The sequence below is a fragment of the Streptomyces sp. NPDC002896 genome, assembly GCF_040295225.1.
Classification (GTDB): Bacteria; Actinomycetota; Actinomycetes; order Streptomycetales; family Streptomycetaceae; genus Streptomyces.
In genome coordinates this window covers 20,222-44,746 of sequence record NZ_JBEOVA010000001.1, presented here as the reverse complement: position 1 = coordinate 44,746, position 24,525 = coordinate 20,222, and the positions used below count along the sequence as shown (strand labels likewise).

The 24,525-nt window shown below is 71.2% G+C and carries 16 protein-coding genes; 10 read left to right on the top strand and 6 right to left on the bottom strand.

What is annotated here, in order from left to right:
• The first annotated feature begins 112 nt into the window (after positions 1-112).
• Positions 113-661 (top strand): MarR family winged helix-turn-helix transcriptional regulator, encoded by a 549-nt coding sequence (locus tag ABT009_RS00160; RefSeq protein ID WP_351287597.1) that lies wholly within the window; start codon positions 113-115, stop codon positions 659-661.
• An 88-nt stretch (positions 662-749) separates the two neighbouring features.
• Here ABT009_RS00160 and ABT009_RS00155 read toward each other — a convergent pair whose 3' ends face one another.
• Positions 750-2,696: a glycosyltransferase family 39 protein gene (locus tag ABT009_RS00155; protein WP_351288555.1), complete on the bottom strand. Its 1,947-nt coding sequence runs from the start codon at positions 2,694-2,696 to the stop codon at positions 750-752.
• 886 nt (positions 2,697-3,582) lie between these two features.
• Here ABT009_RS00155 and ABT009_RS00150 point away from each other — a divergent pair.
• The 3 genes from ABT009_RS00150 to galE all read left to right on the top strand — a co-directional run bounded on the left by ABT009_RS00150 (position 3,583) and on the right by galE (position 7,603).
• A complete protein-coding gene (locus tag ABT009_RS00150; RefSeq protein ID WP_502989779.1) occupies positions 3,583-4,851 on the top strand; it encodes a glycosyltransferase 87 family protein in 1,269 nt (422 codons plus the stop codon).
• A gap of 38 nt (positions 4,852-4,889) precedes the next feature.
• On the top strand, positions 4,890-6,509 hold the full coding sequence (locus tag ABT009_RS00145; protein ID WP_351287594.1) for a glycosyltransferase family 2 protein: 1,620 nt from the start codon (positions 4,890-4,892) through the stop codon (positions 6,507-6,509).
• Between the two features lie 110 nt (positions 6,510-6,619).
• On the top strand, positions 6,620-7,603 hold the full coding sequence (galE, locus tag ABT009_RS00140; RefSeq protein WP_351287591.1) for a UDP-glucose 4-epimerase GalE: 984 nt from the start codon (positions 6,620-6,622) through the stop codon (positions 7,601-7,603).
• A 60-nt stretch (positions 7,604-7,663) separates the two neighbouring features.
• On the opposite strand, the gene ABT009_RS00135 is transcribed toward galE, so the two are convergent.
• On the bottom strand, positions 7,664-8,275 hold the full coding sequence (locus tag ABT009_RS00135; RefSeq protein WP_502989778.1) for a TetR/AcrR family transcriptional regulator: 612 nt from the start codon (positions 8,273-8,275) through the stop codon (positions 7,664-7,666).
• Between the two features lie 205 nt (positions 8,276-8,480).
• Between ABT009_RS00135 and ABT009_RS00130 the strand changes: the two genes are divergently transcribed.
• The 4 genes from ABT009_RS00130 (at position 8,481) to ABT009_RS00115 (ending at position 14,389) form a co-directional block, all read left to right on the top strand.
• A complete protein-coding gene (locus tag ABT009_RS00130; protein WP_351287586.1) occupies positions 8,481-9,413 on the top strand; it encodes an ABC transporter permease in 933 nt (310 codons plus the stop codon).
• Between the two features lie 97 nt (positions 9,414-9,510).
• Positions 9,511-10,305: an ABC transporter ATP-binding protein gene (locus tag ABT009_RS00125; protein ID WP_351288551.1), complete on the top strand. Its 795-nt coding sequence runs from the start codon at positions 9,511-9,513 to the stop codon at positions 10,303-10,305.
• A gap of 104 nt (positions 10,306-10,409) precedes the next feature.
• Positions 10,410-12,695, top strand: a complete 2,286-nt coding sequence (locus ABT009_RS00120) for a CDP-glycerol glycerophosphotransferase family protein (protein ID WP_351287583.1) — start codon at positions 10,410-10,412, stop codon at positions 12,693-12,695.
• Positions 12,692-14,389 carry a glycosyltransferase family 2 protein gene (locus tag ABT009_RS00115; protein WP_351287580.1) on the top strand — a complete coding sequence of 566 codons (1,698 nt, stop codon included), beginning with the start codon at positions 12,692-12,694 and terminating at the stop codon, positions 14,387-14,389. The genes ABT009_RS00120 and ABT009_RS00115 overlap by 4 nt, the downstream gene beginning before the upstream one ends.
• A gap of 55 nt (positions 14,390-14,444) precedes the next feature.
• Here ABT009_RS00115 and ABT009_RS00110 read toward each other — a convergent pair whose 3' ends face one another.
• Positions 14,445-15,881 carry a putative glycosyltransferase family protein gene (locus tag ABT009_RS00110; RefSeq protein WP_351288549.1) on the bottom strand — a complete coding sequence of 479 codons (1,437 nt, stop codon included), beginning with the start codon at positions 15,879-15,881 and terminating at the stop codon, positions 14,445-14,447.
• Between the two features lie 119 nt (positions 15,882-16,000).
• A complete protein-coding gene (locus ABT009_RS00105; protein ID WP_351287578.1) occupies positions 16,001-21,031 on the bottom strand; it encodes an NAD-glutamate dehydrogenase in 5,031 nt (1,676 codons plus the stop codon).
• A 583-nt stretch (positions 21,032-21,614) separates the two neighbouring features.
• Between ABT009_RS00105 and ABT009_RS00100 the strand changes: the two genes are divergently transcribed.
• Entirely contained in the window at positions 21,615-22,181 is a 567-nt protein-coding gene (locus ABT009_RS00100; RefSeq protein WP_351287575.1) for a DJ-1/PfpI family protein, read from the top strand.
• 131 nt (positions 22,182-22,312) lie between these two features.
• Here the strand turns inward: ABT009_RS00100 and ABT009_RS00095 are convergent, their stop codons facing one another.
• Together ABT009_RS00095 and ABT009_RS00090 are read right to left on the bottom strand one after the other, a co-directional pair.
• Positions 22,313-22,993, bottom strand: a complete 681-nt coding sequence (locus tag ABT009_RS00095; RefSeq protein WP_351287572.1) for an HAD family hydrolase — start codon at positions 22,991-22,993, stop codon at positions 22,313-22,315.
• Positions 22,994-23,052: 59 nt separating this feature from the next.
• Positions 23,053-23,559: a DUF6912 family protein gene (locus ABT009_RS00090; protein WP_351287569.1), complete on the bottom strand. Its 507-nt coding sequence runs from the start codon at positions 23,557-23,559 to the stop codon at positions 23,053-23,055.
• Between the two features lie 423 nt (positions 23,560-23,982).
• On the opposite strand from ABT009_RS00090, the gene ABT009_RS00085 reads away from it, so the two are divergent.
• Positions 23,983-24,342, top strand: a complete 360-nt coding sequence (locus ABT009_RS00085) for an Rv3235 family protein (RefSeq protein ID WP_351287567.1) — start codon at positions 23,983-23,985, stop codon at positions 24,340-24,342.
• Positions 24,343-24,525: the final 183 nt, after the last annotated feature.

Here is a 24,525-nt window from a genome sequence, read left to right as displayed (position 1 = left end):
TGGCCGGGGTGCGGTGTCCCGGCGGCCTCGGGCGGCCGCCTTGCGAGGACAACTAGAGCACACAATTAAGTTGTGCACAACTGAATGGCTCGCCTTGGACTATCCTGGGGGCATGACCAAAACGCCGATCTCCGCTTCCGAGGGGGTTCTGCAGGCCCTGCCCGACGAGGCCAAGGCCCCGGCAGGCCTGTCCGACGTGTCCGCCGAGGACTTCCTCCGCCTGGACCGGCAGATCTGCTTCTCTCTCAACGCCGCCTCGCGGGCCTTCAACAGCGTCTACCGCGTGGTGCTCAAGGAACTGGGGCTCACCTATCCGCAGTACCTGGTGATGCTGGTGCTGTGGGAGCACGGCGAGCTGCCGGTGAAGCGGCTGGGCGAGCATCTGCGACTCGACTCGGGGACCCTGTCGCCGCTGCTGAAGCGGCTCGAGGCGGCCGGTCTCGTACGTCGTGAGCGCAGCTCCGAGGACGAGCGGTCCGTCCGTGTCGACCTCACCGAGGCAGGCGCCGACCTGCGTGAACAGGCTCTGATGGTGCCGCGCCGGATCGCCTCGGCCACCGGTTTCGACCTCGGCGAGATGCGCGACCTCCGCGCCCGCCTGGACCGCCTCACGCTGGCCCTGGACGCGGCGGCGCTGGAGGGTGTCCCGGTCTGCGAGTGACAGCCCGGTCCGCGAGTGACGGAGTGACGGTTTCGGTGGTTCGCTCCGGCCCGGCCCCTTCTCTCTCGGCCGGCCGGCCCGCGGGCTTCTACGGCACGGACGAGGGCAGGGGCGCCTGGTCCTGCGGTCCCATGGGCGGTGACTGCGGCTCCGGGTAGACAGGGCCCGCCGGGGCCGGTTCCGCCGGTCGCCTGACGTACAGCATCAGCACGCCTCCCGGACTCTCGAGCTCGCCCTGCGGCATGAACCCCTGCTGCAAAGCGACGAGTTTGGCCCGCTCCGTAAGGCTCTTCGGGGACCACTGGGGCCGTAGTGCGGCGGACTCGGCGAGCACCCACACGTGGTCCAGCATGGCCAGCCGTTGCCACAGCTCCTCCGGGCCCTCCTCCACCCCGTAGAGGGTGCCCGAGTCGCGTCCGCGCGCCTGCAGGGCGACGTCGTACACCCCTCGGAAGCCCTGCGGGTACGCCTCGGCGGTGCGCCGGCCCGCCGACGGCAGGAACAGCACCGGTTCGCCCGGCTTCAGCACCCGCGCCGCGACCGCCGCCATGGCCGCCGGGTCGTCCGGCCGGTGTCCTGCCGCCCGGTCGTGCCGGTGCAGCGGCAGCTGCCAGCAGAAGCCGGCGACGATGGCGAGGACACCGGCGAGGGCTCCGGCACAGGCGGGGAACCTGACTCGGGTGGCCGCTGAGCCTCGGGTGGCTGGGCCTCGAGTGGTCGTGCGGCTGTTCCTGTAGGCCCCGCCGCTCCTGGTGGTCCGGCTGCTCCTGGAGGCCCCGCTGCTCCGCGTGGTCCGGCTCGTGGTCCGGCTGCTCCTGGTCGTCGCTGCGCCCCGCGTGGCGGCCCTGCCGTGCGCTCGGGAGCGCGTCCTCATCATGAGGCCCGCATACGACACGACGCGCTCCGCCCCGGCGGCGGCCAGCAGGGGTGCGCCCGCCAGCGCGAACAGGACGTAGCGCGAGTCGTACAGCGGCCAGAACTGGGAGACGGCGAACAGGACGGCGGGCGGGAGCAGGACGAGCGGGAGGGCCACCGCGTTCAGCGACAGGCCGCCGAACCGGGACGGCGACGTGCGCGCAGCCGTGCGGCCTGCGCGAGCCGACGATACGCGCGAGACAGCCACGTCATCGCGAGCCGACGGTACGCGCGCGGCCGCCACGTCATCGCGGGTCGGCGGCACCGGCGGTGCTGTCTCGCCCTCGTGGATCGGCAGCACATGGGAGGCCGTGCGGCCCCTACGGGTCGGTGCCGCGTCCCTGGCCGTGCGTCCTGCGCCGACCCGGGGCAGCGGCGCGCGCAGGGCGACTGCGGCGAGCACGAGGTGGACCGCCAGGACGAGTTGGTCGGGGCCCGCGAAGGCGCGCAGCAGGTGTTCCGCGTCGGCCCCGTCGGGCGCCGTGAGCCACGCGACCTGACCGGACTGACCGAGTGAGGCCAGCACGAGCGGCAGCAGGGCCAGTACGGCGGCCGCCGCGGCACACGCCCAGCCGTACCAGACGCGTCGCGGCACCCGGGAGACGAGCAGCGTCACCGCGTGCGCGAGGAGCAGCAGGATCGAGAGTTCGTGCAGCAGCGCGGTGACCGCGACGACGGCGCCGTAGGCGCACCACCAGCCCACGCGCGCGTGGACGGCGCCCTGTACCGCGTGCACCAGGATCAGCGTCGCCAGGGCGGCTCCGGCGGCGACCATGGCGTAGGAGCGGCCCTCCTGCGCGTAGTAGCCGGCCATCGGCGTCGCCGCGTAGAGCAGGCCCGCCCACAGGCCGACACGCGGGCGTGCCAGACGGGCACCGATGGCGGCGACGAGACCGGCCGCGACGGCGGCCGCACAGACGGAGGGGAGCCGCAGCGCGAACTCGCCGGGATCGCCGCCGAGGAGGAAGTGCATGAGCAGGTAGTAGAGGCCGTGCACCGCGTCCGCGGTGTGCATCAGTTGCCAGATCTGCGGCAGTGAACGCTGGGCGACCTCGAAGCTGACCGCTTCGTCGCGCCACATCGTGCCGCGCTCGAGCCCCCACAGGCCCACGCCGAACATGGCGAGGGCCGGGAGCAGCACGAGGCCGAGCCGCTGGATCGCGGCGCCGCTCCGCACGGCGGCGCGGTTCGTCACGTCGACCCGCGCGCGGGTGACTCGCGCGGCGGGACGACGCCGGGTGTCGGGGCCCTTTGCGGTGACTTGTGGGGCGGCGACTCTCCCGGTAGAGGCCCGTGGGGCCGTGGCCCGCCCCGCTGTCACCTGTGAGCCGGTGCCTTCGGCGCCCTGTTGCGGGGTGACTCGCGGGGCGGCGGCCTGCGGCCCGGTGACTCGCGGCGTCGAGGTTTGTGGCGCGGCGACCCGCGGGTTGGCGGCCTGCGGGGTGGCGGCCTGTGGCGCGGCGACCCGCGGGGTGGCCCCTTGTGGCTCGGTGGCTCCTGGCCCTGGTTCTTGCGGTGCCGAAACCCGTCCGGTGGGCGACGCGAGCACCGCATCCCCGTCAGCCGTACGCGTGGACTTGTCCAGAGACCACCGGCCGAGAGACCGCCCACCGGGCGACCGCCCGCCCGAGGGCAGCGAACCCGGTGGCTGCCCGCCGGAGGCCTGCGCACCCGGTGGCTGCCCACCCGAGGCCCGCACAACCGGTGGCTGACCGCCCGGAAGCCGCTCATCCGGGCGCTCATCCGGGCGCTCATCCGGGCGCTGCTCCGGGCGCTGCTCCGGGCGCTGCTCCGGGCGCTGCTCCGGCTGCACGGACGGCCGGCGGCCCCACCGCCGTTCCAGCCGCGCGGGAAGCGGGGCCGGGAAGGGCCGCGTGTCGGGGAGCTCCTTGCGAGACGTGGTCGCTTGTGCAGACATAGTCCAGATTTTGTGCTATTAGCTCACCTTTTCTCGGTATTGACGGCTTATCGGGCGGTAGGCAGGTGAACGCTTTACTCTTCCCGCGATGACGCGCCCGATGCTCCAGCCCCGTACCACCGCCCCACACGAGCCGCACCCGGTGCGCCCCGGGCGCCCGCTCCGAGTCGCCTGTCTGGCCGTCACCTGGCTTGCGACGCGCGGGCTGATGCTGTGGCTGCTCCTGCATGACGAGAGCAGCCTGCTGGGCCGGGGAGCCGTTTCCCGTGAGGTCCGCGAGCTGTACTTCCGCTGGTACGTCACCCTGACGCACGGCGGCTTTCCGGCGGACGACCCGATGTGGCAGTACCCACCGGGCGCCGGGCCGGTGCTGCTTTCGCCTGCATTGTTGTCGTCCTCACCGCTGTCACCCCCGCTGCCGTCCCTCACCTACTTCGGGGCCTTCGTCGCGCTCACGCTGGCGGCCGACGCGCTGGTGGCGATCGCGCTGGCGTGCGCCGGGAAACTGCCAGGACGCAGCCTCCACGGGGCCACCCTCTGGATCGCCGGCCTCCCGCTGCTGCTGCACATCCCGCTCGCCCGGTACGACGTACAGGTCACCGCCCTCGGCGTGTTCGCGCTCCTGGCCCTTTCGCGCTCCACGCGCGCGTGCGGTGCGTTCGCCGCCGCGGGGGCGCTCGTGAAGGTGTGGCCTGCCCTGACACTGCTGGGCACGCCACGTGGGCGTACCACACGGGAGGCCTGGACGGCGGCGGCCGTCTCGGCGGGTGCGCTGCTGCTGGTCCTGGCCCTCGCCTTCGAGCATCCCTTCTCCTTTCTGCGGCAACAGGGCGCGCGCGGTGTGCAGATCGAGTCGCTGGGCGGCACGGCGCTCGCGTTCGCGCGGCGGGCCGGGTGGCCCGGCGAGGTGCGGTACCAGTTCGGGGCGATGGAGTTCACCGGCCCGTACGTGTCCACGGTGGCCGCCCTGTCGCTGATGCTCACCGCGGCGGCCTTCGGCCTGCTCCTGCTGTGGCGGCTGCGCGCCCGCCGCTGGACGGAGGCCACGCCGTACGACGCGGCACTCTGCGCCGTCCTGCTCTTCACCGTCACGAGCCGGGTGATCAGCCCGCAGTACATGGTGTGGCTGCTCGGGCTGGCCGCGGTGTGCCTCACTTCGCGGCACACGACACAGCGCCCTGTGGCGGCACTGCTCACGGCCGCTGCAGGCGTGAGCGCGCTGGCCTATCCCGTGCTGTACGCGCAGGTCACGGCCTGTACCTGGACGGGCTGCCTGGTGATGCTCGTACGCAACGGGCTGCTCGCCGCCGCGGCGGTGCTGTCCTTCCGGCAGCTGTGGCGATCCACCGGGGCCTGATACGGGATAAATGCACCGAAGCCCTAAGATTTCTACCTATGGACCTGGCGCCTCCTCACACGTCACAGGTATGCGTCGTCGTGATCGGCTACGACGACGCGGCCCACGTGACGGACGCGGTGCGCTCGGCACTCGACCAGGGGCCCGCCGTCCGCGAGGTGATCGCCGTCGACGACTGTTCGACGGACGGCAGCGGTGACATCCTGCAGCGGCTTGCGGCCGAGGACCCGCGTCTGAGGGTGATCCGCCGCGACGCCAACAGCGGCGGCTGCGGCACTCCCCGCAACGACGGCATCGACGCGTGCACGTCCCCGTACGTGATGTTCCTCGACAGCGACGACGTACTGCCGCCCGGCGCCGTGACAGCCCTGCTGAACGCCGCCGTCGAGCACAGCGCCGACGTCGCGTCGGGCCTGTGCGTGCGCCGCGAACTGCCGCCCGGCCGTGGGGTTCGCTCCCGAGAGACCCCCTGGCTGCCCGAGCTCCACGTGAGGCCCGCTGTCGTCGCCCGTCCGGAGCGGCGCCCGGCGCTGGTCCGCGACGCGCTCTGCGTCGGCAAGCTGTACCGCACCGTCTTCCTGCGCGAGCACGCGATCCGCTTCCCCGACGGCCAGTTCCCGTACGAGGACGTCGTCTTCAGCGCCCGCGTGCTCGCGGCCGCCCCCCGCATCGCGCTGGTCCCCGACGCGGTCTACGTATGGCACGTCCGCCGGGCGGCCGCACAGCTGTCGATCTCCCTCGACCGCTCGGGCGTCGACAACTGGCGCGCGCGTACGGCGGCACACGGCCAGGCGGTCGAGATCCTGCTGGCCGCCGGCGAGAAGAGGCTGGCGCGGGCCGCCCGCGCCCACTCCCTCGACCACCCGCTGCGGATGTACGCGCGCGAACTGGAGCTGCACGGAACCGGGTACCGGCGCGCCTGGTGGGCCCTCACGCGCGCGTACCTGGAGACCTTCGACACGGCCGACTTCGAGCCGGCCCCCGCCCCCGGCCGCGTCATCGCGCGCGTCGTCCTCGCATCCGACGAGCCGCGGGACCTGCCGCGGCTGAGGGAGCTGGCCTCCCGCCCGGCACGGCTGCTGCCCCCCTATGCGCGTGCCGCGGACGGCACCCCGGTGTGGTCACCGGACCTGCCCCAGGTGAGCCTCGACCATCTGCTGGTCCGGCCGATGCGCGTCCTTCCTGTGGCCGTCGACGCGGAACTGCGGCCACGCGCGCGTGCCACTCGACTGCGGCTGCGTCTGCACGAGCTGTACGGACGGGTGGCGGACGCGGGCCCTGAGTCGGTCGACGTCGAGTTCCTGGACCGGCAGTGCGGCAGAGCCAGTCTGCGCCGGACGGCCTCGTTCGTCCGCGATCCGGACGACGAGGACTCCTGGTCCGCCGAAGCGCTGGTGGACCTGGCGTCGCTGGGCACCGGCGTCTGGGACCTGCGTCTGCGGCTCCGTTTCCACGACGGCACGCAGCGCGAGACGACGGCCCACGCGACCGCGGGCCCCGGCCTGTTACGCCGATCGGTCCTGCCCAGCCGCCGCCACGGCGTCCTGCTCGTACAGCCGTACGCCACCCATTCGGGGTCCCTCGCGCTGCGGCTGGCGCCCGGGCTGCGAGGGGTGGCAGAGGTCGTGCGACGGAGAGCGGCGAGACTGGTTCACTGATACGGGTTCACTGATACGGGTTCACTGATACGTACGAACGACGTACGAACGACACAGCGGGCGTACGACACGACAGCCGAACGACACGACGGGACAGGTGACCATCGACCATGACCTGGCTGATCACCGGCGGCGCCGGATACATCGGGGCACACGTCGTCCGCGCGATGACCCAGGCCGGTGAGCGAGCCGTGGTCTACGACGACCTGTCCACCGGAATCGCGGAACGCGTCCCCGATGGCGTACCCCTCGTCACCGGCTCGACCCTGGACCGCGACCTGCTGGACCGGACGCTGGCCGAGCACGGCGTCACCGGCGTCGTGCACCTGGCGGCGAAGAAGCAGGTGGGCGAGTCCGTCGACGAGCCGCTGCGCTACTACCGCGAGAACGTGGAGGGCCTGCGGGTCCTGCTGGAGGCCGTGGTGGCGGCGTCCGTCCCGTCGTTCGTGTTCTCCTCGTCCGCCGCGGTGTACGGGATGCCGGACGTGGACCTGGTGACCGAGGAGACGCCGTGCCTCCCGATGAGCCCGTACGGCGAGACCAAGCTGACGGGCGAGTGGCTGGTGCGCGCGGTGGGCCGCGCCCACGGACTGGCGACGGCGTCGTTGCGCTACTTCAACGTGGCGGGCGCCGCGGCACCCGAACTCGCCGACGTGGGCGTCTTCAACCTCGTCCCGATGGTCTTCGAGAAGCTGACGGAAGGCGCATCGCCGCGCATCTTCGGCGCGGACTACGCGACGCCGGACGGCACGTGCGTACGGGACTACATCCACGTGGTGGACCTGGCCGAGGCCCACGTGGCCACGGCCCGCCGCTTGGCCGCCACGCCCGGCGCCGATCTGACGCTCAACATCGGACGCGGTGAGGGCGTTTCGGTACGCGAGATGATCGACCGGATCAACGAGGTGACGGGATACGGCACCCCGCCGACCGTGACGGCCCGCCGCCCCGGCGACCCGGCCCGGGTCGTCGCCTCCGCCGACCGCATCGCGGCGGAACTGGGCTGGAAGGCGAAGCACGACGTACGGGACATGATCACGTCGGCGTGGGAGGGATGGGTACGGCTGCACCCGGAGGCGGCCCGCCGCGGCTGAGCCCCTTCGGCCGAGGCCCAGCAACCCGAACACTCCTGCCCAGGTGCCGCCGCATGCGCGTCACAGCGCGCGCAGCGCCGCCGCCGTAGCCTTCGTCAAGCCGGCCAGATACCCCTTGGACAGGTCGCCCCTGACCACCACCGACCGCCAGTACAGCGGACCGGAGATCAGGTCGAGGGCGAGGTCCTCGTCGACGCCTTCGCGCAGTTCACCGCGGGCCACGGCCGAGCTGAGGATGCCGCTCGCGACGCCGTGCTGGCCCTCGCGGAGCGCCTTCTGCAGGGCCTGCTCGATGTCCGGATTGCGGGCTGCCTCCGCCTGGAGGTCAGGAATGATCTGCGAGGCCACGGGGTGGCGCAGGGCGCGCGACGTCACCTCGTACAGCAGCCGCAGGTCGCCCTCGAGCGACCCCGTGTCCGGCATCGGCAGCCCCTGCACCGCGACCGCCGAGACCAGGTCGAGTACGAGGTGCAGTTTGGAGCGCCAGCGCCGGTAGACGGCGGTCTTGCCGACCCCCGCGCGGCGCGCGATGCCCTCGATGGACATACGGGCGAAGCCCACGGCTGCCAGCTCCTCGAAGACGGCGGCGCGGATGGCCTCCGTCACGTCCTCGCGGAGCACGGCGGCCCCGGCAGGAGCTCTGCGGCGCGGCTGGGCGTCGTTCGTCGTCATGGGCACCAGCATAGGACGCTACGACGAGACGGTTGCGTTCCGACGTCGAGGCCGCCTACTCTCAGCGTCACGACGAAACGGTCCCGTTCCGACGTATGCGCCCTGTCCCGACGCGCGCCCGTCCAGACGTGACCGTCCAGACGCGACCGTCCCGATCGGTCGCACGCGCCTCACCCTCCCTGACACCCGAGTGAAAGCAGCGGACGTGAGTCAGGTCCTCGATGCCACACCCCAGCCGGCCCGGAACGCGCCTCCCGCTGCGCAGCCGGCCGAAGATCCCGCCGCCCTCGCCGCCCGGTACGGCCTGACCGTCAGCGGCGCGCGCCCCTCGCTGCCCGCCTACGTCCACCAGCTGTGGGACCGGCGCCACTTCATCACCGCGTTCGCCACCGCCAAGCTCACCGCCCAGTACAGCCAGGCGAAGCTCGGCCAGGTCTGGCAGGTCATGACGCCCCTGCTGAACGCGGCGGTCTACTACTTCATCTTCGGCGTGCTGATGAACACCAAGCGCGGCGTCCCCGACTACATCCCGTTCCTGGTCACCGGCGTCTTCGTGTTCACCTTCACGCAGAGCTCGGTGATGTCCGGCACCCGGGCGATCTCCGGCAGCCTCGGTCTCGTACGCGCCCTGCACTTCCCGCGGGCGGCGCTGCCGATCTCGTACTGCCTGCAGCAGCTCCAGCAGTTGCTGTTCTCGATGTGCGCGCTGGTCGTGATCCTGCTCGTCTTCGGGGTGCCGCCCACCCTGTCCTGGGTGCTGGTGATCCCCGTACTGCTGCTGCAGTTCACCTTCAACACCGGCCTTGCGCTGATCATGGCCAGGATGGGCAGCAAGACCCCGGACATCGCCCAGCTGATGCCGTTCGTGCTGCGCACCTGGATGTACGTGTCCGGTGTCATGTGGAGCATCGACAAGGTCCTGAACCACACCCACCTGCCGCATGCCGTGCGCATCCTCCTCGAGGCCAATCCGGCGGCCGTCTACATCGACCTCATGCGGTTCGCGCTCATCGACAGCTTCCACGCGGGCCAGCTCCCGCACCACGTGTGGGCGTGGGCCCTGGGCTGGGCGCTGCTCGCCGGCGTCGGCGGGTTCATCTACTTCTGGCAGGCAGAGGAGCAGTACGGCCGTGGCTGAGACACCCGACATCACATTCGACACCGCACCCGACACCGCACTCGACACCGCACCCGCCGACACGCGCGCCGACGGATCCGCGGGCCCTGGCGAGCCTCTGATCCCCACCGTCGTCGTCGACCGGGTCGACATCGTCTACCGCGTCAACGGGGTGCGCACCGGCCGCGGCAGCGCCACGGCCGCGCTGAGCCGGATCCTGCGGCCCGGCCGGGCGGCCGGCGCTGCGGGCGTCCGCAAGGTGCACGCGGTCAAGGGCGTCTCCTTCACCGCGTACAAGGGCGAGGCCATCGGCCTGATCGGCACCAACGGCTCGGGCAAGTCCACCCTGCTCAAGGCCGTCGCGGGGCTGCTGCCCGTGGAGAACGGGCGGATCTTCACGGAGGGCCAGCCCTCGCTCCTCGGCGTGAACGCGGCCCTGATGAACGACCTGACCGGCGAGCGCAACGTGTATCTCGGCGGGCTGGCCATGGGCATGTCGCGCGAGGAGGTCCGCGAGCGCTACCAGGAGATCGCCGACTTCTCGGGCATCAACGAGAAGGGCGACTTCATCACCCTTCCGATGCGCACGTACTCCTCCGGCATGGCGGCCCGGCTCCGCTTCTCCATCGCCGCCGCCAAGGACCACGACGTCCTGCTGATCGACGAGGCGCTGGCCACCGGCGACCGCTCGTTCCAGAAACGCTCCGAGGCCCGCATCCGCGAGCTGCGCAAGCACGCCGGCACGGTCTTCCTCGTCAGCCACAACAACAAGTCCATCCGCGACACCTGCGACCGCGTGCTGTGGCTGGAGCGCGGCGAGCTGCGCATGGACGGGCCGACGGACGAGGTGCTCGAGGAGTACGAGGCCTTCACGGGCGGCGCGGGCGGCACCGGCGGCAAGAAGGCCGCCTGAGACGGCCTCCCAGCCCCAACCGTATGTATACCTTTTGTCGCATCAAGCGATGACTTATTACGCTATGGGGAGCCGGGGAGCACCGCTCGAGGCAAGGAGTCCGTGTGCAGCCACGCCTGAGCGTCATCGTGTACGGACGCAATGTCCAGGGTCATCTCGACGAGTGCCTGGACGGGATCTGCCGGGACGACCCCGGCGCCGACGTCGAAGTGATCGTCGCGGCGGTCGGCGCGTCCGCCCAGCGGGTCGCCGAGGTCCATGCCGCCCGCGACCCCCGTATCGTCCCCGTCGCCCTCCCCCAGGACACGACCGACGCCGCGGCGCGGGCGGCGGGCGCCGGGCAGGCCGCGGGCCGCTGGCTGCAGTTCGTGCATGGCAAGGACGCCCTGCCTCCGGGGGCCCAGCGTGCCGTCGCCGAACACACCGACGGACTTCCCGACTCGGTGGACGTCCTGCTCTTCGACCACGTCCGCTCGACCTGGAACAGCCCGGGGGCGGCCGGGCGGGACAGCCGGGTGCTGGCCAAGGCAGGCCCCGTACCCTTCGCCCTCGCGGACTTCCCGGGCCTGTCGCGAGTCGCACCGCTGCTGGGGAACCGGGCGCTGCGCGCGGAATTCTGGCGCACGCACGCGGACGAGTTCCGCCCGCCACACCCGAACGGCCCCCGCGCGACAGGCCCCGAGGCCGAAGCCTCCGCCGACGACGAGCTCTTCGCCGCCTACGCCACGCTGCTCCACGCCACGAACGTCGCCTGCCTCGACCGCGTATGCCTGGACCACCGCCAGTTGAGGCCGGGGAGTCTGCCGCCGCCCGCCGCCGAGGAGTTGTACGCGCAGATCGGCCAGTACGAGGCCGTGCAGCGGCTCATGGCCGACCGCGGAGCAGCCGCCGCGCTGCGCGCCGCCGTCTACGACCTGATGGTCTCCGAGTGGCTGCGGATCATCGCACGCGGCGGGCAGCCGGAGCCGGTCGTACGGGAGTTCTTCCACCGTGCGTCGCAGGGCGCGGTCGCCTGGCGCCCGCAGGGCCATGCCCGCCCCGCGGGACTGGGCGGCCTCCAGCGCTCACTCCTCGAACAGGACGCCTACGCCAAGTACCGCTTGCTGCAGGCCGCCAACCACAGGCAGCGCAAGGCCAGATCCGCGCTCGCGGCACAGAAGCGGAAGGTCAGGGCCAAAGTCGGCGCCAAGGTCCGCGACTTCCGCTACCACCAGGACCTTCGCCGACCCATCGACCCGCACCTCGCCGTCTTCTCGGCGTACTGGGACCGCGGCGTGGCCTGCAATCCCGCGGCGATCGCCGCCGAGCTCGGCAGGCTCGCCCCGCACATCCACCCGGTGTGGACGGTGTCCGCCGCGAGGGCGCCGCTGCTGCCGCCCGGCACCGACCATGTCGTGCCCGGCACCCGGCGCTACTGGGAGGTCATGGCCCGCGCCCGGTACTTCGTCAACAACGTCAACTTCCCCGGCGCCGTGGTGAAACGCCCCGAGTCCGTCCACGTGATGACCCATCACGGCACCCCGCTCAAGCGGATGGGCCTGGACCAGCGGGAGTATCCGGTGGTCGCCAAGGGCTTCAACTTCCGCGGCCTGCTGTCCCGTGTCGACAAATGGGACTACAGCGTCTCCGCGAACAGCCACTCCACGGAGGTGTGGGAGCACGCCTATCCCGCGCACTACAGAACCCTCGACTACGGCTATCCGCGCAACGACGTCTACTACCGGGCCGGCGCCGACGACGTCCTCGCCATCCGCGACCAACTGGGCATCCCGCCCGGCAGGAAGGCGATCCTGTACGCGCCCACGCACCGCGACTACGAGGCGAACTGGACCCCGCGCCTCGGCCTCACCTCGCTCGCCGAACGGCTCGGCGAGAACACCGTGCTCCTGGTGCGCGGCCACTACTTCTACAGCGGCGCCGCAGCCCCGCCCGCCTGGCTGCGCAGAAGCGGCCGGATCATCGACGTGTCGTCGTACGACCCGGTGGAAGAGCTGGCGCTCGCCGCGGACGCGCTGGTCACGGACTACTCGTCGATCATGTTCGACTACGCGAACCTGGACCGCCCGATCGTCGTGTACGCCGACGACTGGGAGATCTACGCGCGGACCCGCGGGGTCTACTTCGACCTGCTGGAGGAGGCGCCGGGCCGGATCGCCCGCACCCAGGACGAGCTGGCGGAGATCTTCACCTCGGGCGCCTGGCGCGACGAGACCGCCGCGAAGGCACGGGCCGCGTTCCGCCGCCGCTTCTGCGAGTTCGACGACGGGCACGCCGCCGAGCGGGTCGTACGCCGGGTCTTCCTCGGCGAGAGCGAGGAGTCCCTGCCGCCCGTCGTGCCCGTCGACGAGCGCACGCCCGCGCCGACGCCCGAGGAGGCCGCACGCCGATGAGCCCCAGCCCCGCCACCCCGTCGACGACTCCCGACGTGACGGTCGTCGTCATCGTCTACAACGACGCCGAGCGACTGCCGCGCGCCGTCGCCTCGGTACGCCGCCAGACGCACGCGAACATCGAGATCGTCATCAGCGACGACCACTCGACGGACCACACACCCGAGGTGGCACGGACGCTCGCCGCCGAGGACGACCGCATCATCAGCCTGCGGCTTCCGGAGAACAGCGGCGGCTGCAGCGCACCGCGCAACCGCGCGCTCGACATCGCCGGCGCCCCGTATGTGATGTTCCTCGACAGCGACGACGAACTCACCGACAATGCCGTCGAGTTGCTGCTCGCAGCGCATCGTGAACGTGACATCGACTTCGCGTTGGGCGCGGTCGAGCGGATCCGTGTCGACACCGGCTCCAAGTCGATGTGGATGCCCCGTCTGGTCGCCGAGCGGCGGACGGTGCCCGGCATCGAGGCCGAACCCCGGCTGTTCTTCGAGCACTTGTCGACCAGCAAGATGTACGCGCGCGAGTTCCTGGACCGGCACGGGCTGCGCTTCCCCGAGGGCATCCACTACGAGGACCAGCTGTTCTCGGCGCAGGCGTACTGCCTGGCCAGGTCGTTCACTATCGTCCCTGAGCCGGTCTACCGCTGGTACATAGATCCGTACGCCGACGCCGAAGCCGCCTCGATCTCCAACCAGCGGCACATGCTCGGCAACGTCCGGGACCGGATCCACGTCCAGACGCTGATCGACGGCTTCCTCGCCGAGAGCGGGCACGACGCGGTCCGCGTGGACAAGGACCACAAGTTCCTCAAGCACGACTTCCGCATGTACGCGGGCGACCTGCCGTACCGCGACGAGGAGTGGCTGGCCGGTTTCGCGGAGATCGTCAACCCGTATCTGGCAACGCTCGCGCCGGGGGCGTACGAGCGGCTGCCGCGCGACGAACGGATCGTGCTCCAGCTCGTACGCGACGGACGCCTCGCCGACGCCCGGCTCGCCGCCCGGGCCCTCGGTTACGCGGTGGCGCCGCGCACGGTCACCGCCGATGACGCGGGACGGATCTACTGGGGCGAGCGGGTGCCGGACACGGAGTCCGCGCGACGCGAACTCGACCTCACCGACCAGGGTCTTGAGGCGCGGTCCTTCCAGACCGCACGGTTCCGCCACGAGATCACGGACGTCACGCCGGTGGAGGGCGGTCCTGGGGCCTGCGTCGACTTGCGGATCCGCACCTACGATCCGGGGCTGCGGCTTCCGGTCGGCCCGCACATCGCGACCCTCGTCGTCACCCCCGGGCGCCGCCGGCTGACCACACCGTTCCGCCTGGACCCGGTGCGGCCCGGCGTCTTCGAGGGCGGCGTACGTCTGGATCTGGCCGCCGCCACGCTGCCCCTGCACGGCTTCGACGGCGCCCGCCACCCCGTGCTGCAGCTCGAACAGCAGCGCCAGCGCAACACCGGACTGCTGCTCGCCCCGCTGTCCTTCCCTACGCTCACCACCCGCGTCGACTACCGGCATGGAGCCGCCCCGCACCTGGTGACGGTGGAGCCCGAGGGCCGCGCCGCCGGACGGCTGCAGATCCGCTGGGCGCCCCTCGGCGTCACCGCACACGTCGCGCGGCCGCTGGCACGGCGGGCCGCGCGGACGCGAGTGGGCCGGACTGCGCGGACCGTCGCGAGCGCGCTGGCCTGAGGGGGCCCGAGGGAGCCTGAGGGGCCTGAGGGGGGCCTGGCTACGGTTCCTCGGCTCAGCCGAGGACTTCGTACAGGATCTGTCCGCCCGGCCCCGACGTCACCCGCCGCAAGCCCGGGTCACCGGCGGGCAGGCCGCCGTCGGCCGGGCGCTGCACGACCCAGCGGACGCCGTAGCGGTGCAGTATGCCGAGGCGCTCGGCGCGCGGTGTGCCGGCGGCGAAGTAGCGCTTCACCGCGTCCAGGCGCTGCTGCTGGTCAGGGAGGAAGAAGTCCGGGTAGCCCGGCGCCACGGTGTAGGGGCCGTACGCGGGGATCTGCCGGGCCGGGAAGGTCTTGGCCATCACCACGTCTCCGTACGACACCCACGGGGTGATCCAGTGGTAGCCGTCCCAGGGCTTGCGGTACTTGTCCGCCACGGCCGCGGGCAGCATTCCGGGGCGGATCGCGTAACCGAGCGTCCCGGCCTGGGTCCAGGCGCCGGCGAGGAACGCGACGGCGAGGACGGCCGCGAAGAGCGTCGTCGGTCGCGTGGCAGGAGCCCCCGCACGACTGCCGCCCCACTCCGCGACCTCCAGCGCGGCGGCCAGCTGCGCCGGGATCAGGGCGGCGGGCAGGACGCGCCCCCATGAGTAGTGGCCGGTCAGCCAGCCGGCAGTGAACACCAGTGCACCCAGCAGAAAGAAGATCACCAGCGGATCGCGGCGATCACGGCGCCACCGCAGTGCCAGTGCGGCGACGCCGACGAGTACGAGCCAGAAGCGGGGCAGCACGTCGCGGTAGAGGGAGCGGTGGATGGCGTCCAGATCCTGGGTGCCGAAGAGCGCGAAGAAGTCGTAGTACGGCCAGAGCGCGAGGACCACGACGCCCAGCACAAGCCCCGCACCGAGCCTGACCCACGCACTCCGGCCGGGCCAGGGCCGTGCCCCCAGCACCACGGCGAGGGCGCCGAACGACGCCACCACACCCGAGAACTGGTGGCTGAGCAGAATGACCGCCCACATCAGGCCCAGTCCGGCGAAGGTCCACCAGCCCGCCGGTCCCGGCAGCGCCTTCCGCAGCAGCGCCCAGAAGTGGAAGGCCAGGGCCAGCGCGAACGTACTGGGATAGGAGATCGTCAGGGCGAGGGAGCCCAGCCCGAGGAAGCCGCTCCACTCGAACAGTTGCGTGCCCCACAGGAACAGCAGGCAGAGGATGGCGAGCGGCACGGCCGCGCGGCGCGTACTGAACGTCCGGACGAAGTGCCGTACCCCCGTCACCAGCAGCGCGAGACTGATCAGCGCGCCGATCCGCAGAACGACGAAGACCGAAAGCCCGGTGACCTTGGCGAGACAGCCGAGCAGCAGGGTCCACGGCGAGTAGTACGGGCTCGGGGTGTCCTCGTCGACGAGGGGATTGCCCGGATCGAACAGACTGTGCCGCAGCCGCTCGGTCGTCGCCGCATGGATCCCGAGATCCCCGACCCAGGGAAGCCGCACGACGACGGCGAGCATGAGCACGAGCACAAGCAGAACGACGCCCTGCACGCTTCTGCGGATGACCACGAACCAGACGATAACGCCGCGAATGGGGGTGCCCCGGGCCGCAAGGCCCAGGGCACCCCGGTCAGAACTCAGTTATGCGTACGCAACATCGTCCGCATGGTCCGCATAGCCACCGACAACACCGCCAGATCGAAGCTCTCCGAGCTCCGGATCTCCTCCAGCGTCGCCCGCGCCCGAGCCAGCAGCGCCGCGTTCTTCTCCTCCCACGCCTTGAACCGCTGCTCCGGCGTGGAGGACCCGTTGCCCGCGGCGAGCACGTCCGCGGTGAGCGCCGCGTGCGCCGCGTACAGGTCCTCGCGGATCGAGACACGCGCCATGGACTGCCACCGATCGGCCCGCGGCAGCTCGATGATGCGGTCCATGAGCTCGGTGATGCCGAGCCGGTCGGCGAGGTCGTAGTAGACCTCGGCGACAGACATCGGGTCCTTGCCCATGCGGTCGGCGACCGCGACGATGTCGAGCGCCGGGAAGACGGACGAGAACCCGGCGACGCGCTGGGCGAGCTCCTCCGGGACGTCCGCGCCGGTCAGCTCGTCGAAGATGCGTTGGTACCACTCGGCGTCCGCGCCGCGCAGCAGCTTCGGCAGCTCCGACCAGACCTGGGCCACGCCCTCGCTGAAGAAGTCGATGGTCTCGGCGAGCTGCAGCGGCTGTGGCCGGTTGTTGAGCAGCCAGCGCGTGCCCCGCTCGACCAGGCGACGGGAGTGCAGCCGGATACGGGTCAGCACGTCGGCGGCGACGACATTGTCGAGGCCCTCGACCGCGTCCCACACCTCGGCCAGGCCGAAGATCTCCCGCGCGGACATGTGCGCCCGCACGATCTCTTCGGTGGACGCGCCCGTCTCCTCCCGCAGCCGGTGCAGGAAGGTCGTACCGCCCGTGTTGACCGTGTCGTTGACCAGGAGCGTCGTGACGATCTCCCGGTGCAGGGCGTGCGCCTCGATCTGGGTCGGGAACTTCTCGCGCAGCGCCTGCGGGAAGTACGCGAACAGCAGCCGCCGCAGGTAGGCGTCGTCCGGCAGCGTCGTCCCGATGAGCTCCTCGGCTGTGGTGATCTTGTTGTAGGCGAGGAGGACGGCCAGCTCCGGCTGGGTCAGCCCGCGCCCGGTGTTGAGCAGCTCGCGGATCTGCCGGTCGGTGGGAAGGAACTCGAGGGCCCTGTCCAGGCGGCCCTCACGCCCCAGCCGGCGCATGATCCGCTGGTGGACGTGGAGCAGGTCCGGCGCCTGGGCGACGGCGTTGGCCAGGGCCACGTTCTGCGCGTAGTTGTTGCGCAGCACGAGCCGGCCGACCTCGTCGGTCATCTCCGCGAGCAGCTGGTTGCGCTGCTTGACGGTCAGGTCGCCGTCCGCGACGACCGAGTTCAGCAGGATCTTGATGTTCACCTCGTGGTCGGAGGTGTCCACGCCCGCGCTGTTGTCGATCGCGTCGGTGTTGATCTTGCCGCCCTGGCGGGCGAACTCGATACGGCCGAGCTGGGTCAGGCCCAGGTTGCCGCCCTCGCCGACGACCTTCACCCGCAGGTCGGCGCCGTCGACACGGATCGCGTCGTTCCCCTTGTCGCCGACGTCGGCGTGCGTCTCCGTCGACGCCTTCACATACGTGCCGATGCCGCCGTTCCACAGCAGGTCGACCGGCGCCTTGAGGATCCGCTGCATCAGCTCGGCCGGGGTCATCCGGGCGACGTTGCCCTCGATGCCGAGCGCCTTGCGGATGTGCGAGTTGAGCTGGACGGACTTGGCCGAGCGGGGGAAGACCCCGCCGCCTGCCGACAGCAGTTGCTTGTTGTAGTCGGCCCAGGAGCTGCGCGGCAGCTCGAAGAGGCGGCGCCGCTCGGCGTACGAGACGGCCGCGTCCGGGGTCGGGTCGATGAAGATGTGCCGATGGTCGAAGGCGGCGACCAGGCGGATGTGCTCGCTCAGCAGCATGCCGTTGCCGAACACATCACCCGACATGTCGCCGATGCCGACGACGGTGAAGTCCTCGGCCTGGGTGTTCACGCCCAGCTCCTGGAAGTGCCGCTTGACGGACTCCCAGGCGCCGCGGGCCGTGATGCCCATGGCCTTGTGGTCGTAGCCCGCCGAGCCGCCGGAGGCGAAGGCGTCGCCGAGCCAGAAGTTGTAGTTCTCGGCGACCCCGTTGGCGATGTCGGAGAAGGTCGCGGTGCCCTTGTCGGCCGCGACGACCAGGTAGGTGTCGTCCCCGTCGTGGCGCACCACGTCGTGCGGCGGCACGACCTCGCCCGCCACCAGGTTGTCGGTGATGTCGAGCAGCGCCGAGATGAAGATCTTGTAGCAGGCGATCCCCTCGGCCAGCCACGCGTCGCGGTCCACGGACGGATCCGGCAGCTGCTTGGCGACGAATCCGCCCTTCGCGCCGACCGGCACGATGACGGTGTTCTTCACCATCTGCGCCTTCACCAGGCCGAGGATCTCCGTACGGAAGTCCTCACGCCGGTCGGACCAGCGCAAGCCGCCTCGCGCGACCTTGCCGAACCGCAGGTGCACACCTTCGACCCGCGGCGAGTACACCCAGATCTCGTACGCCGGACGCGGCGCCGGAAGATCCGGGATGACCTGCGGGTCGAACTTCATGGAGACATACCCGTGCGCCGTGCCGCCCCCGGCCTCCTGGAAGAAGTTCGTGCGCAGCGTCGCCTTGATGACGGTGAGGAAGGAGCGCAGGATCCGGTCCTCGTCGAGCGAGGCGACCTGGTCGAGCGCGCCGTCCAGCTCCTCGAGGAGCGCGTCCGTCAGCTCGGTGCCCATGCGCTGCCGGTCCGGGGACATCCGGGCCTCGAAGAGGGAGACCAGCAGCCGGGTGGTGTGGACGTTGTTGCAGAGGGTGTCCTCCATGTAGTCCTGGCTGAACTTCGACCCGGCCTGGCGCAGGTACTTGGCGTAGGCGCGCAGCACCATGGCCTGCCGCCAGGTGATTCCGGCGCGCAGGACGAGGGAGTTGAATCCGTCGTTCTCGGCCTGCCCGGTCCAGACGGCCGCGAAGGCCTGCTGGAACTGCTCGCGGCCGTCCTCGCCGAGGTAGTCGCCGTTGGTCGCGCCCGCCGCCTTGGGCATACGCAGCCCGAAGTCGTAGATCCACGCGGTCGTACGGTCCGAGCAGCGCAGCTCGTACGGGCGCTCGTCGGTGACCTCGACGCCGAGGCGGTTGAGCACGGGCAGCACCGCGGAGAGGGAGATCTGGTCGCCCAGGCGGTAGATCTTGAAGCGCCGCTCGCCGGGCGCGGCGCCCACCGGCTCGTACAGGGAGAGCCCGAAGTCCCTGCCCTCCTGCGTGAGTCCCTCCAGGTGGAGGATGTCCGCGACGGCGGAGCGCGGAGAGTGATCGGCCTTGTAGCCCTCGGCGAAGGCGCTGCCGTACCGGCGCAGCAGCGCGGCGGCGCGCTCCTCGCCGACCTCGGCGTTCAGCGCCTCCGCGAAGCCGTCGGCCCAGGACCGGGCGGCCTCGACGAGCCGTGCCTCGATGCGCTCCTTGTCGGCGTCGCTCAGCTTCGGCAGCTCGGTGCCGGGCGCCACGCGGACGACGAAGTGGAGCCGGGAGAGGATCGACTCGGTGTTCCAGGCGGTGAAGTCGACGCTGGCGCCGTTGAGCTCCTCCTTGAGGATGTCGATGATCCGCAGTCGGACGCCCGTGGTGTATCGGTCGCGGGGCAGGTAGACGAGGGCCGAGTAGTAGCGCCCGTACTCGTCCTTGCGCAGGTACAGCCGCAGCCGGCGGCGCTCCTGCAGGTACAGGACGCTCGTCACGATGGAGCGCAGCTCGTCGACCGGGGTCTGGAAGAGCTCGTCGCGCGGATAGGTCTCCATGATCTGGAGCAGGTCGCGGCCGTCGTGGCTGTTGGGCGAGAAGCCCGCACCGCGCAGCACCTCGTCGACCTTGCGCCGGATGACCGGCACACGCCGCACGGACTCGGTGTACGCGGCCGAGGAGAACAGTCCGAGGAAGCGGCGCTCACCGACGACATTGCCGTCCGCGTCGAACTTCTTCACGCCGACGTAGTCGAGGTACGACGGCCGGTGCACGGTCGCCCGGCTGTTCGCCTTGGTCAGCACCAGCAGCTTGTGCTCGCGCGCCTTCGCCCGGACGTCGGCCGGCAGCCGGCTGAAGGACGGGCTCACCGGGTGGTGGTCCTCGACGGCGTGGTGCGGGTCCGATCGCAGTATGCCGAGACCGGTGCCGGCGACGGCGGTGAGCGAGTCGTCGTCCCGGAGCTCGTACTCACGGAAGCCGAGGAAGGTGAAGTGGTCGTCCGCGAGCCAGCGCAGCAGCTCCCGGGCCTCTTCGACCTCCTGGTCGCGCAGGTCGTCGGCGGTGGGTTCGACGGGGAGCTCGTCGGCGATGCGCAGCGCGGCGTCGCGCATCTTCTCCCAGTCCTCGACGGCCTCGCGGGCGTCGGAGAGGACGCGCAGCAGGTCGGAGGTGATCTGCTTCAGATCGGCGCGGTCGGTCTCGCGGTCGAACTCGACGTGGATCCAGGACTCGGTGACCGCGTCGTGCGGCAGGGGCTGAGGCGTGCCTGCGGGGGTCTTCGCGGCGACGTCGCGGTCGGTTCCACGGGCGGCCTCGGAGGCCGCGGCCAGTACGGCGAGGCCGGGGTGCCCGGGGGTACCCGGGGGCAGGAGCTCGAGGAGCTTGCCCGTGATGTCGCGGCGGACGACCACCTGCGGATGGATGACGACATGGATGCCGCGGCCTTGGCGCGACAGCTCGTTGGTGACCGAGTCGACCAGGAACGGCATGTCGTCCGTGACGACCTCGACGACGGAGTGGCTGCAGGTCCAGCCGTTCTCCTCGACGGTCGGCGTGTGGACCCTGACGTTCGCCGTGCCCTGGGGGCGGTTCTCGGCCAGTCGGTAGTGGGAGAAAGCGGCTCCGAAGACATCGACCGGGTCGCGGCCCGCAAGGTCCTCTGGTGCGGTGTGCAGGTAGTAGCGCTGGAGGAACGCGAGCACTGTCTCCTGGTCGGGTGTGCCCTTTTCGGTTTCCCCAGTCGGTAGGTACCCCCCGACCGGACTGTTCTCAGCTACCCGGGCAGCCCGTGCGAGCAGCTCGGCCTTGGCTTCGTCCAGCTTGGTCTGCATTGTCCTCTGGCTCCTGTCGCGCGCCGTTGCGTGACGTAGAAGGAAGTGATGCGACGCAACGCCACGACGCGGGGTCTCCGGTCGGAGTCGACGTTATGCCGCGATGAGAGATGAGAGGGGTGTTATGAGCCAATCTTGAGCATTCGGATGACCTCGGTGATCCCGGGTGTTCCAGGGGTCCCGATGGCTTCGCCGGCCTCGCCGGCCCACCCCCTCCGTGCGGACCAGCGACCGCCCGGGCACGGATGTCCTCCGTGTGCTCCGGGCGCAGGGCAGGGGCGACGACGCCCCCGCGGGATATCGCGCTGATCACGGCACCAAGGCTATCGCTCTGTACGGGTGCCCCGTCATGAGCCGTATGTGTACAAAACCAGCGGGGGAAGTTTGACGTTCTGCACAGGAGCGAAGCGGCGCGGAATGTGGATGGCGGTGGTGCGGACGGGGTGCGCACGGCGCACGATGGAGGTACCCGAAACGACGCACGGCCCCTTGGCAAATACGGACACCGCAGGCACGTTGGGCGAAACGTCCGAGCGACACGTCCGGCTCAGCCGGGAAGGTCGAGCGAGGGGAGCGCAGCGCAATGGCAGCCAAGATCCTTATCGTGACCGGCGACGCAGCGGAGTCACTGGAGGTCCTCTACCCCTACCAGCGCCTGCGCGAGGAGGGGTACGAAGTTCACATCGCGGCCCCGACCCGCAAGAAGCTGCAGTTCGTGGTCCACGATTTCGAGCCGGGCTTCGACACGTACACGGAGAAGCCGGGCTACACATGGCCCGCAGACCTCGCCTTCGCCGATGTCGACCCCGGTCAGTACGTGGCCGTCGTCATCCCGGGCGGCCGGGCCCCGGAGTACCTCCGCAACGACCCCGAGCTCCGCAAGATCCTCAAGTCGTTCTTCGACTCCGACAAGCCGGTGGCGCAGATCTGCCACGGCCCGCTGCTCACGGCGGCCGTGGACGGGCTGCGCGGCCGCCGCGTCACGGCGTACCCGGCCCTGGAACCCGACATGCAGGCGGCAGGCGCCACCTTCAAGGACGCCGAGGCCGTAGTCGACGGCACCATGGTCTCCTCCCGAGCCTGGCCGGACCACCCTGGCTGGATGCGAGAGTTCCTGACGGTGCTGAGGGCAAAGGCACCGGTGAGCTGACTGCCGTCGGCGTTGTGGACAGGCGTTCCGCAGGGCTGCGGGCGCCTCCCAGCGGTAGCTCGGGGAGGGTGGGCACAACCAGTGCGTAAACGTCGTACGGCAGCCCCGCGCAGCGGAAGCACCGGGCACCCTCAGGCCGCCGGGGAACCCCCGGCGGCCAGCCGCTCGGCCTCCGCCACAGCCTCCGCAAGGCTGTCCACAACAGGAACCCCCACCGCCTCCAGACTGCCCCGACTGTGCGAACCACCGGTGTAGAGGACGGCCCGCGCCCCCACCCGCAGGGCAGCTGTCGCATCGTCGGCCGCATCCCCGATGACCACCGTGCGCGCCGGTTCCACCCCGGCGAGCGCGGCCACATGGCGCACCATGTGTTCCGCCTTGCTGCCCCCGGAGGGCCCGGTCCGCCCGTCGATCCGTATGAAGTGCGGCTCGATGCCGAACCCCCTCACCAGCGGCAGCAGGTCGTCATGCCCGTACATGCTGAGGATCGACTGGCTGTGGCCCGCCGACTGCCAGTCGGCGAGCAGCACCTCCGCACCGTCGGCGAGCCTGCACGCCGCGCGCCACTCGGTGTAGTGCCGGTGGAAGGCCTCGTCCATGACCTCCCACTCCGCCTCCGTCGGCAGCCGGCCCATCAGCCGCTCGTAGAACCGGGGTATCGGCACGCAGTACAGCTCGCGATACTGCTCCAGCGTGATCGGCTCCAGGCCGATCTCCGCGAAGGCGGCGTTCGTCGCGCCGATGACCGCGTCGTTGTCGTGGAACAGCGTGCCGTTCCAGTCCCACACGATGTGCGCTGCGTGCTTCCCCATGCCCAAGAACGTACCCGCCCCCACTGACAACCCTTCGTGCCCGCTCCCGGCACCGCGGCTCAGCCGATGAGGTTCGGGATCTCCTGCGTCGCGTACCACAGCAGCTCGTGGTCCTCCGCGCCGTCCACGACGAACTGCGCGTCGTCGTCCCCCTGGTCCGCCGCGCCCAGGGCGTCCGCCGCCGCGGACACGTCCGCCTCGGCGTCGTCCGCGTCCACGTGCACCGCCGCCGCCTTGGCCAGCGGCACCGCGGCCGCGATCCGGACCTCACCGAGCGCGGCGGGGTCGAGGCCGCGGTCGGGGTCGGCGACCGCGGCTCCGTCCGGCACGTCGGCCGCGACGACGACCCGGCGCCGCGTGGCTCCCGGGTCGGTGGCGATCTGCCGGAGCGAGGCGAGTGCCGCGCGGTTCAGCGCCGCGTACTCGAGCTCCTCGATGTCGTCGGAGAGGTACCACTCACGCAGCGCGGGCGTCACGGCGTAGGCCGTCAGCGGTCCCGGGCCCAGCTCGCCCGTCTTGTGCGCCTCGGCGAGACCGTGAAGGGTCAGGGGGACGTAGACGCGCATACTGGCCGCTTTCGTAGTCGGAATTCATGCCGCCGGGCCGCGGGGAGACCTTCAGGATACGTGCCGGGAGTCCCCCTTCGTGGCGGGGTGAGGGACCCGCTCGGCGTCGACACGGCGGCTTCCCGGACACCCCGCGAACCCGGCTCCGACCAGGCCTTTACCGGCCGTATCGCCCGCCCGTCACCCTGATAGGTGAATTCCCGGACGCCCTCCGCCGCCCCCTGCCGCTCCTTGCGGGCGGCTCCCACCGCCTCGTACAAGATCCCCACACGAAGCTACTGCCCGGTATCCACCGGGCCGGAACGGACGGGGCGCCCCACTGTGAACAAGGTGATGACGAGGTCGACGCGCAACAAGCCCGGCGCCGCAACACGCCCGCCCGGCCGTCGCGATACGCGGCGTCCCGGCGGAGCCCCGCCGAGGGTGACCCCACCGGGACCGGCGCCCCGGCCCACGGATCGCTTCGCCGACCTCCTGCTGGCCGTGCTCAGCGGTCAGCGCCCGGTGCACTCGATGCTCGGGCGCACCGCAGGCAGGGCCTACGACGAACTGGTCTGGCTGGCCGAGCACTCCCCGCTGCGCACCGGCAGGTACCGCCCCGTCGTCCGCGACATCGGCTACGAAGAGCCGCGCCCAGGAGCCATCGAGGCCTTCGCCCGCATCGGCGCCGGCGAACAGCTCCGCGCCATGGCCTTCCGCCTGGAACGCGGCCCCGACCAACGCTGGCGCTGCACAGCAGTAGACCTCGGCATCCCGAGCATGCCCCGTCCCACCGACACATAGCCCGCTACGGACCTCTGGGGCACCCTGCGCCGCGCGGGTGTCTGCAGTCCGCGCCGCCGTGGGCAGGAGTTCCGCAGGACTCCGCTGTGGGCACCCGTTCCGCAGAGCTTGGGCACCTCCCAGCGGTAGCTGGGGGAGGGTGGGCACAGCCCACGACGGCGGGCACTCGTCCTCTCAGGCGCG

Coding starts and splice junctions, on each gene's coding strand:
- ABT009_RS00090 (WP_351287569.1), bottom strand. CDS start 23,559: ATGCGCGTCTACGTCCCCCTGACCCTTCACGGTCTCGCCGAGGCGCAC.
- ABT009_RS00115 (WP_351287580.1), top strand. CDS start 12,692: ATGAGCCCCAGCCCCGCCACCCCGTCGACGACTCCCGACGTGACGGTC.
- ABT009_RS00135 (WP_502989778.1), bottom strand. CDS start 8,275: ATGACGACGAACGACGCCCAGCCGCGCCGCAGAGCTCCTGCCGGGGCC.
- ABT009_RS00110 (WP_351288549.1), bottom strand. CDS start 15,881: ATGCTCGCCGTCGTCGTGCGGCTTCCCTGGGTCGGGGATCTCGGGATC.
- ABT009_RS00150 (WP_502989779.1), top strand. CDS start 3,583: ATGACGCGCCCGATGCTCCAGCCCCGTACCACCGCCCCACACGAGCCG.
- ABT009_RS00155 (WP_351288555.1), bottom strand. CDS start 2,696: ATGTTCGGCGTGGGCCTGTGGGGGCTCGAGCGCGGCACGATGTGGCGC.
- ABT009_RS00100 (WP_351287575.1), top strand. CDS start 21,615: ATGGCAGCCAAGATCCTTATCGTGACCGGCGACGCAGCGGAGTCACTG.
- ABT009_RS00160 (WP_351287597.1), top strand. CDS start 113: ATGACCAAAACGCCGATCTCCGCTTCCGAGGGGGTTCTGCAGGCCCTG.
- galE (WP_351287591.1), top strand. CDS start 6,620: ATGACCTGGCTGATCACCGGCGGCGCCGGATACATCGGGGCACACGTC.
- ABT009_RS00095 (WP_351287572.1), bottom strand. CDS start 22,993: ATGGGGAAGCACGCAGCGCACATCGTGTGGGACTGGAACGGCACGCTG.
- ABT009_RS00105 (WP_351287578.1), bottom strand. CDS start 21,031: ATGCAGACCAAGCTGGACGAAGCCAAGGCCGAGCTGCTCGCACGGGCT.
- ABT009_RS00145 (WP_351287594.1), top strand. CDS start 4,890: ATGGACCTGGCGCCTCCTCACACGTCACAGGTATGCGTCGTCGTGATC.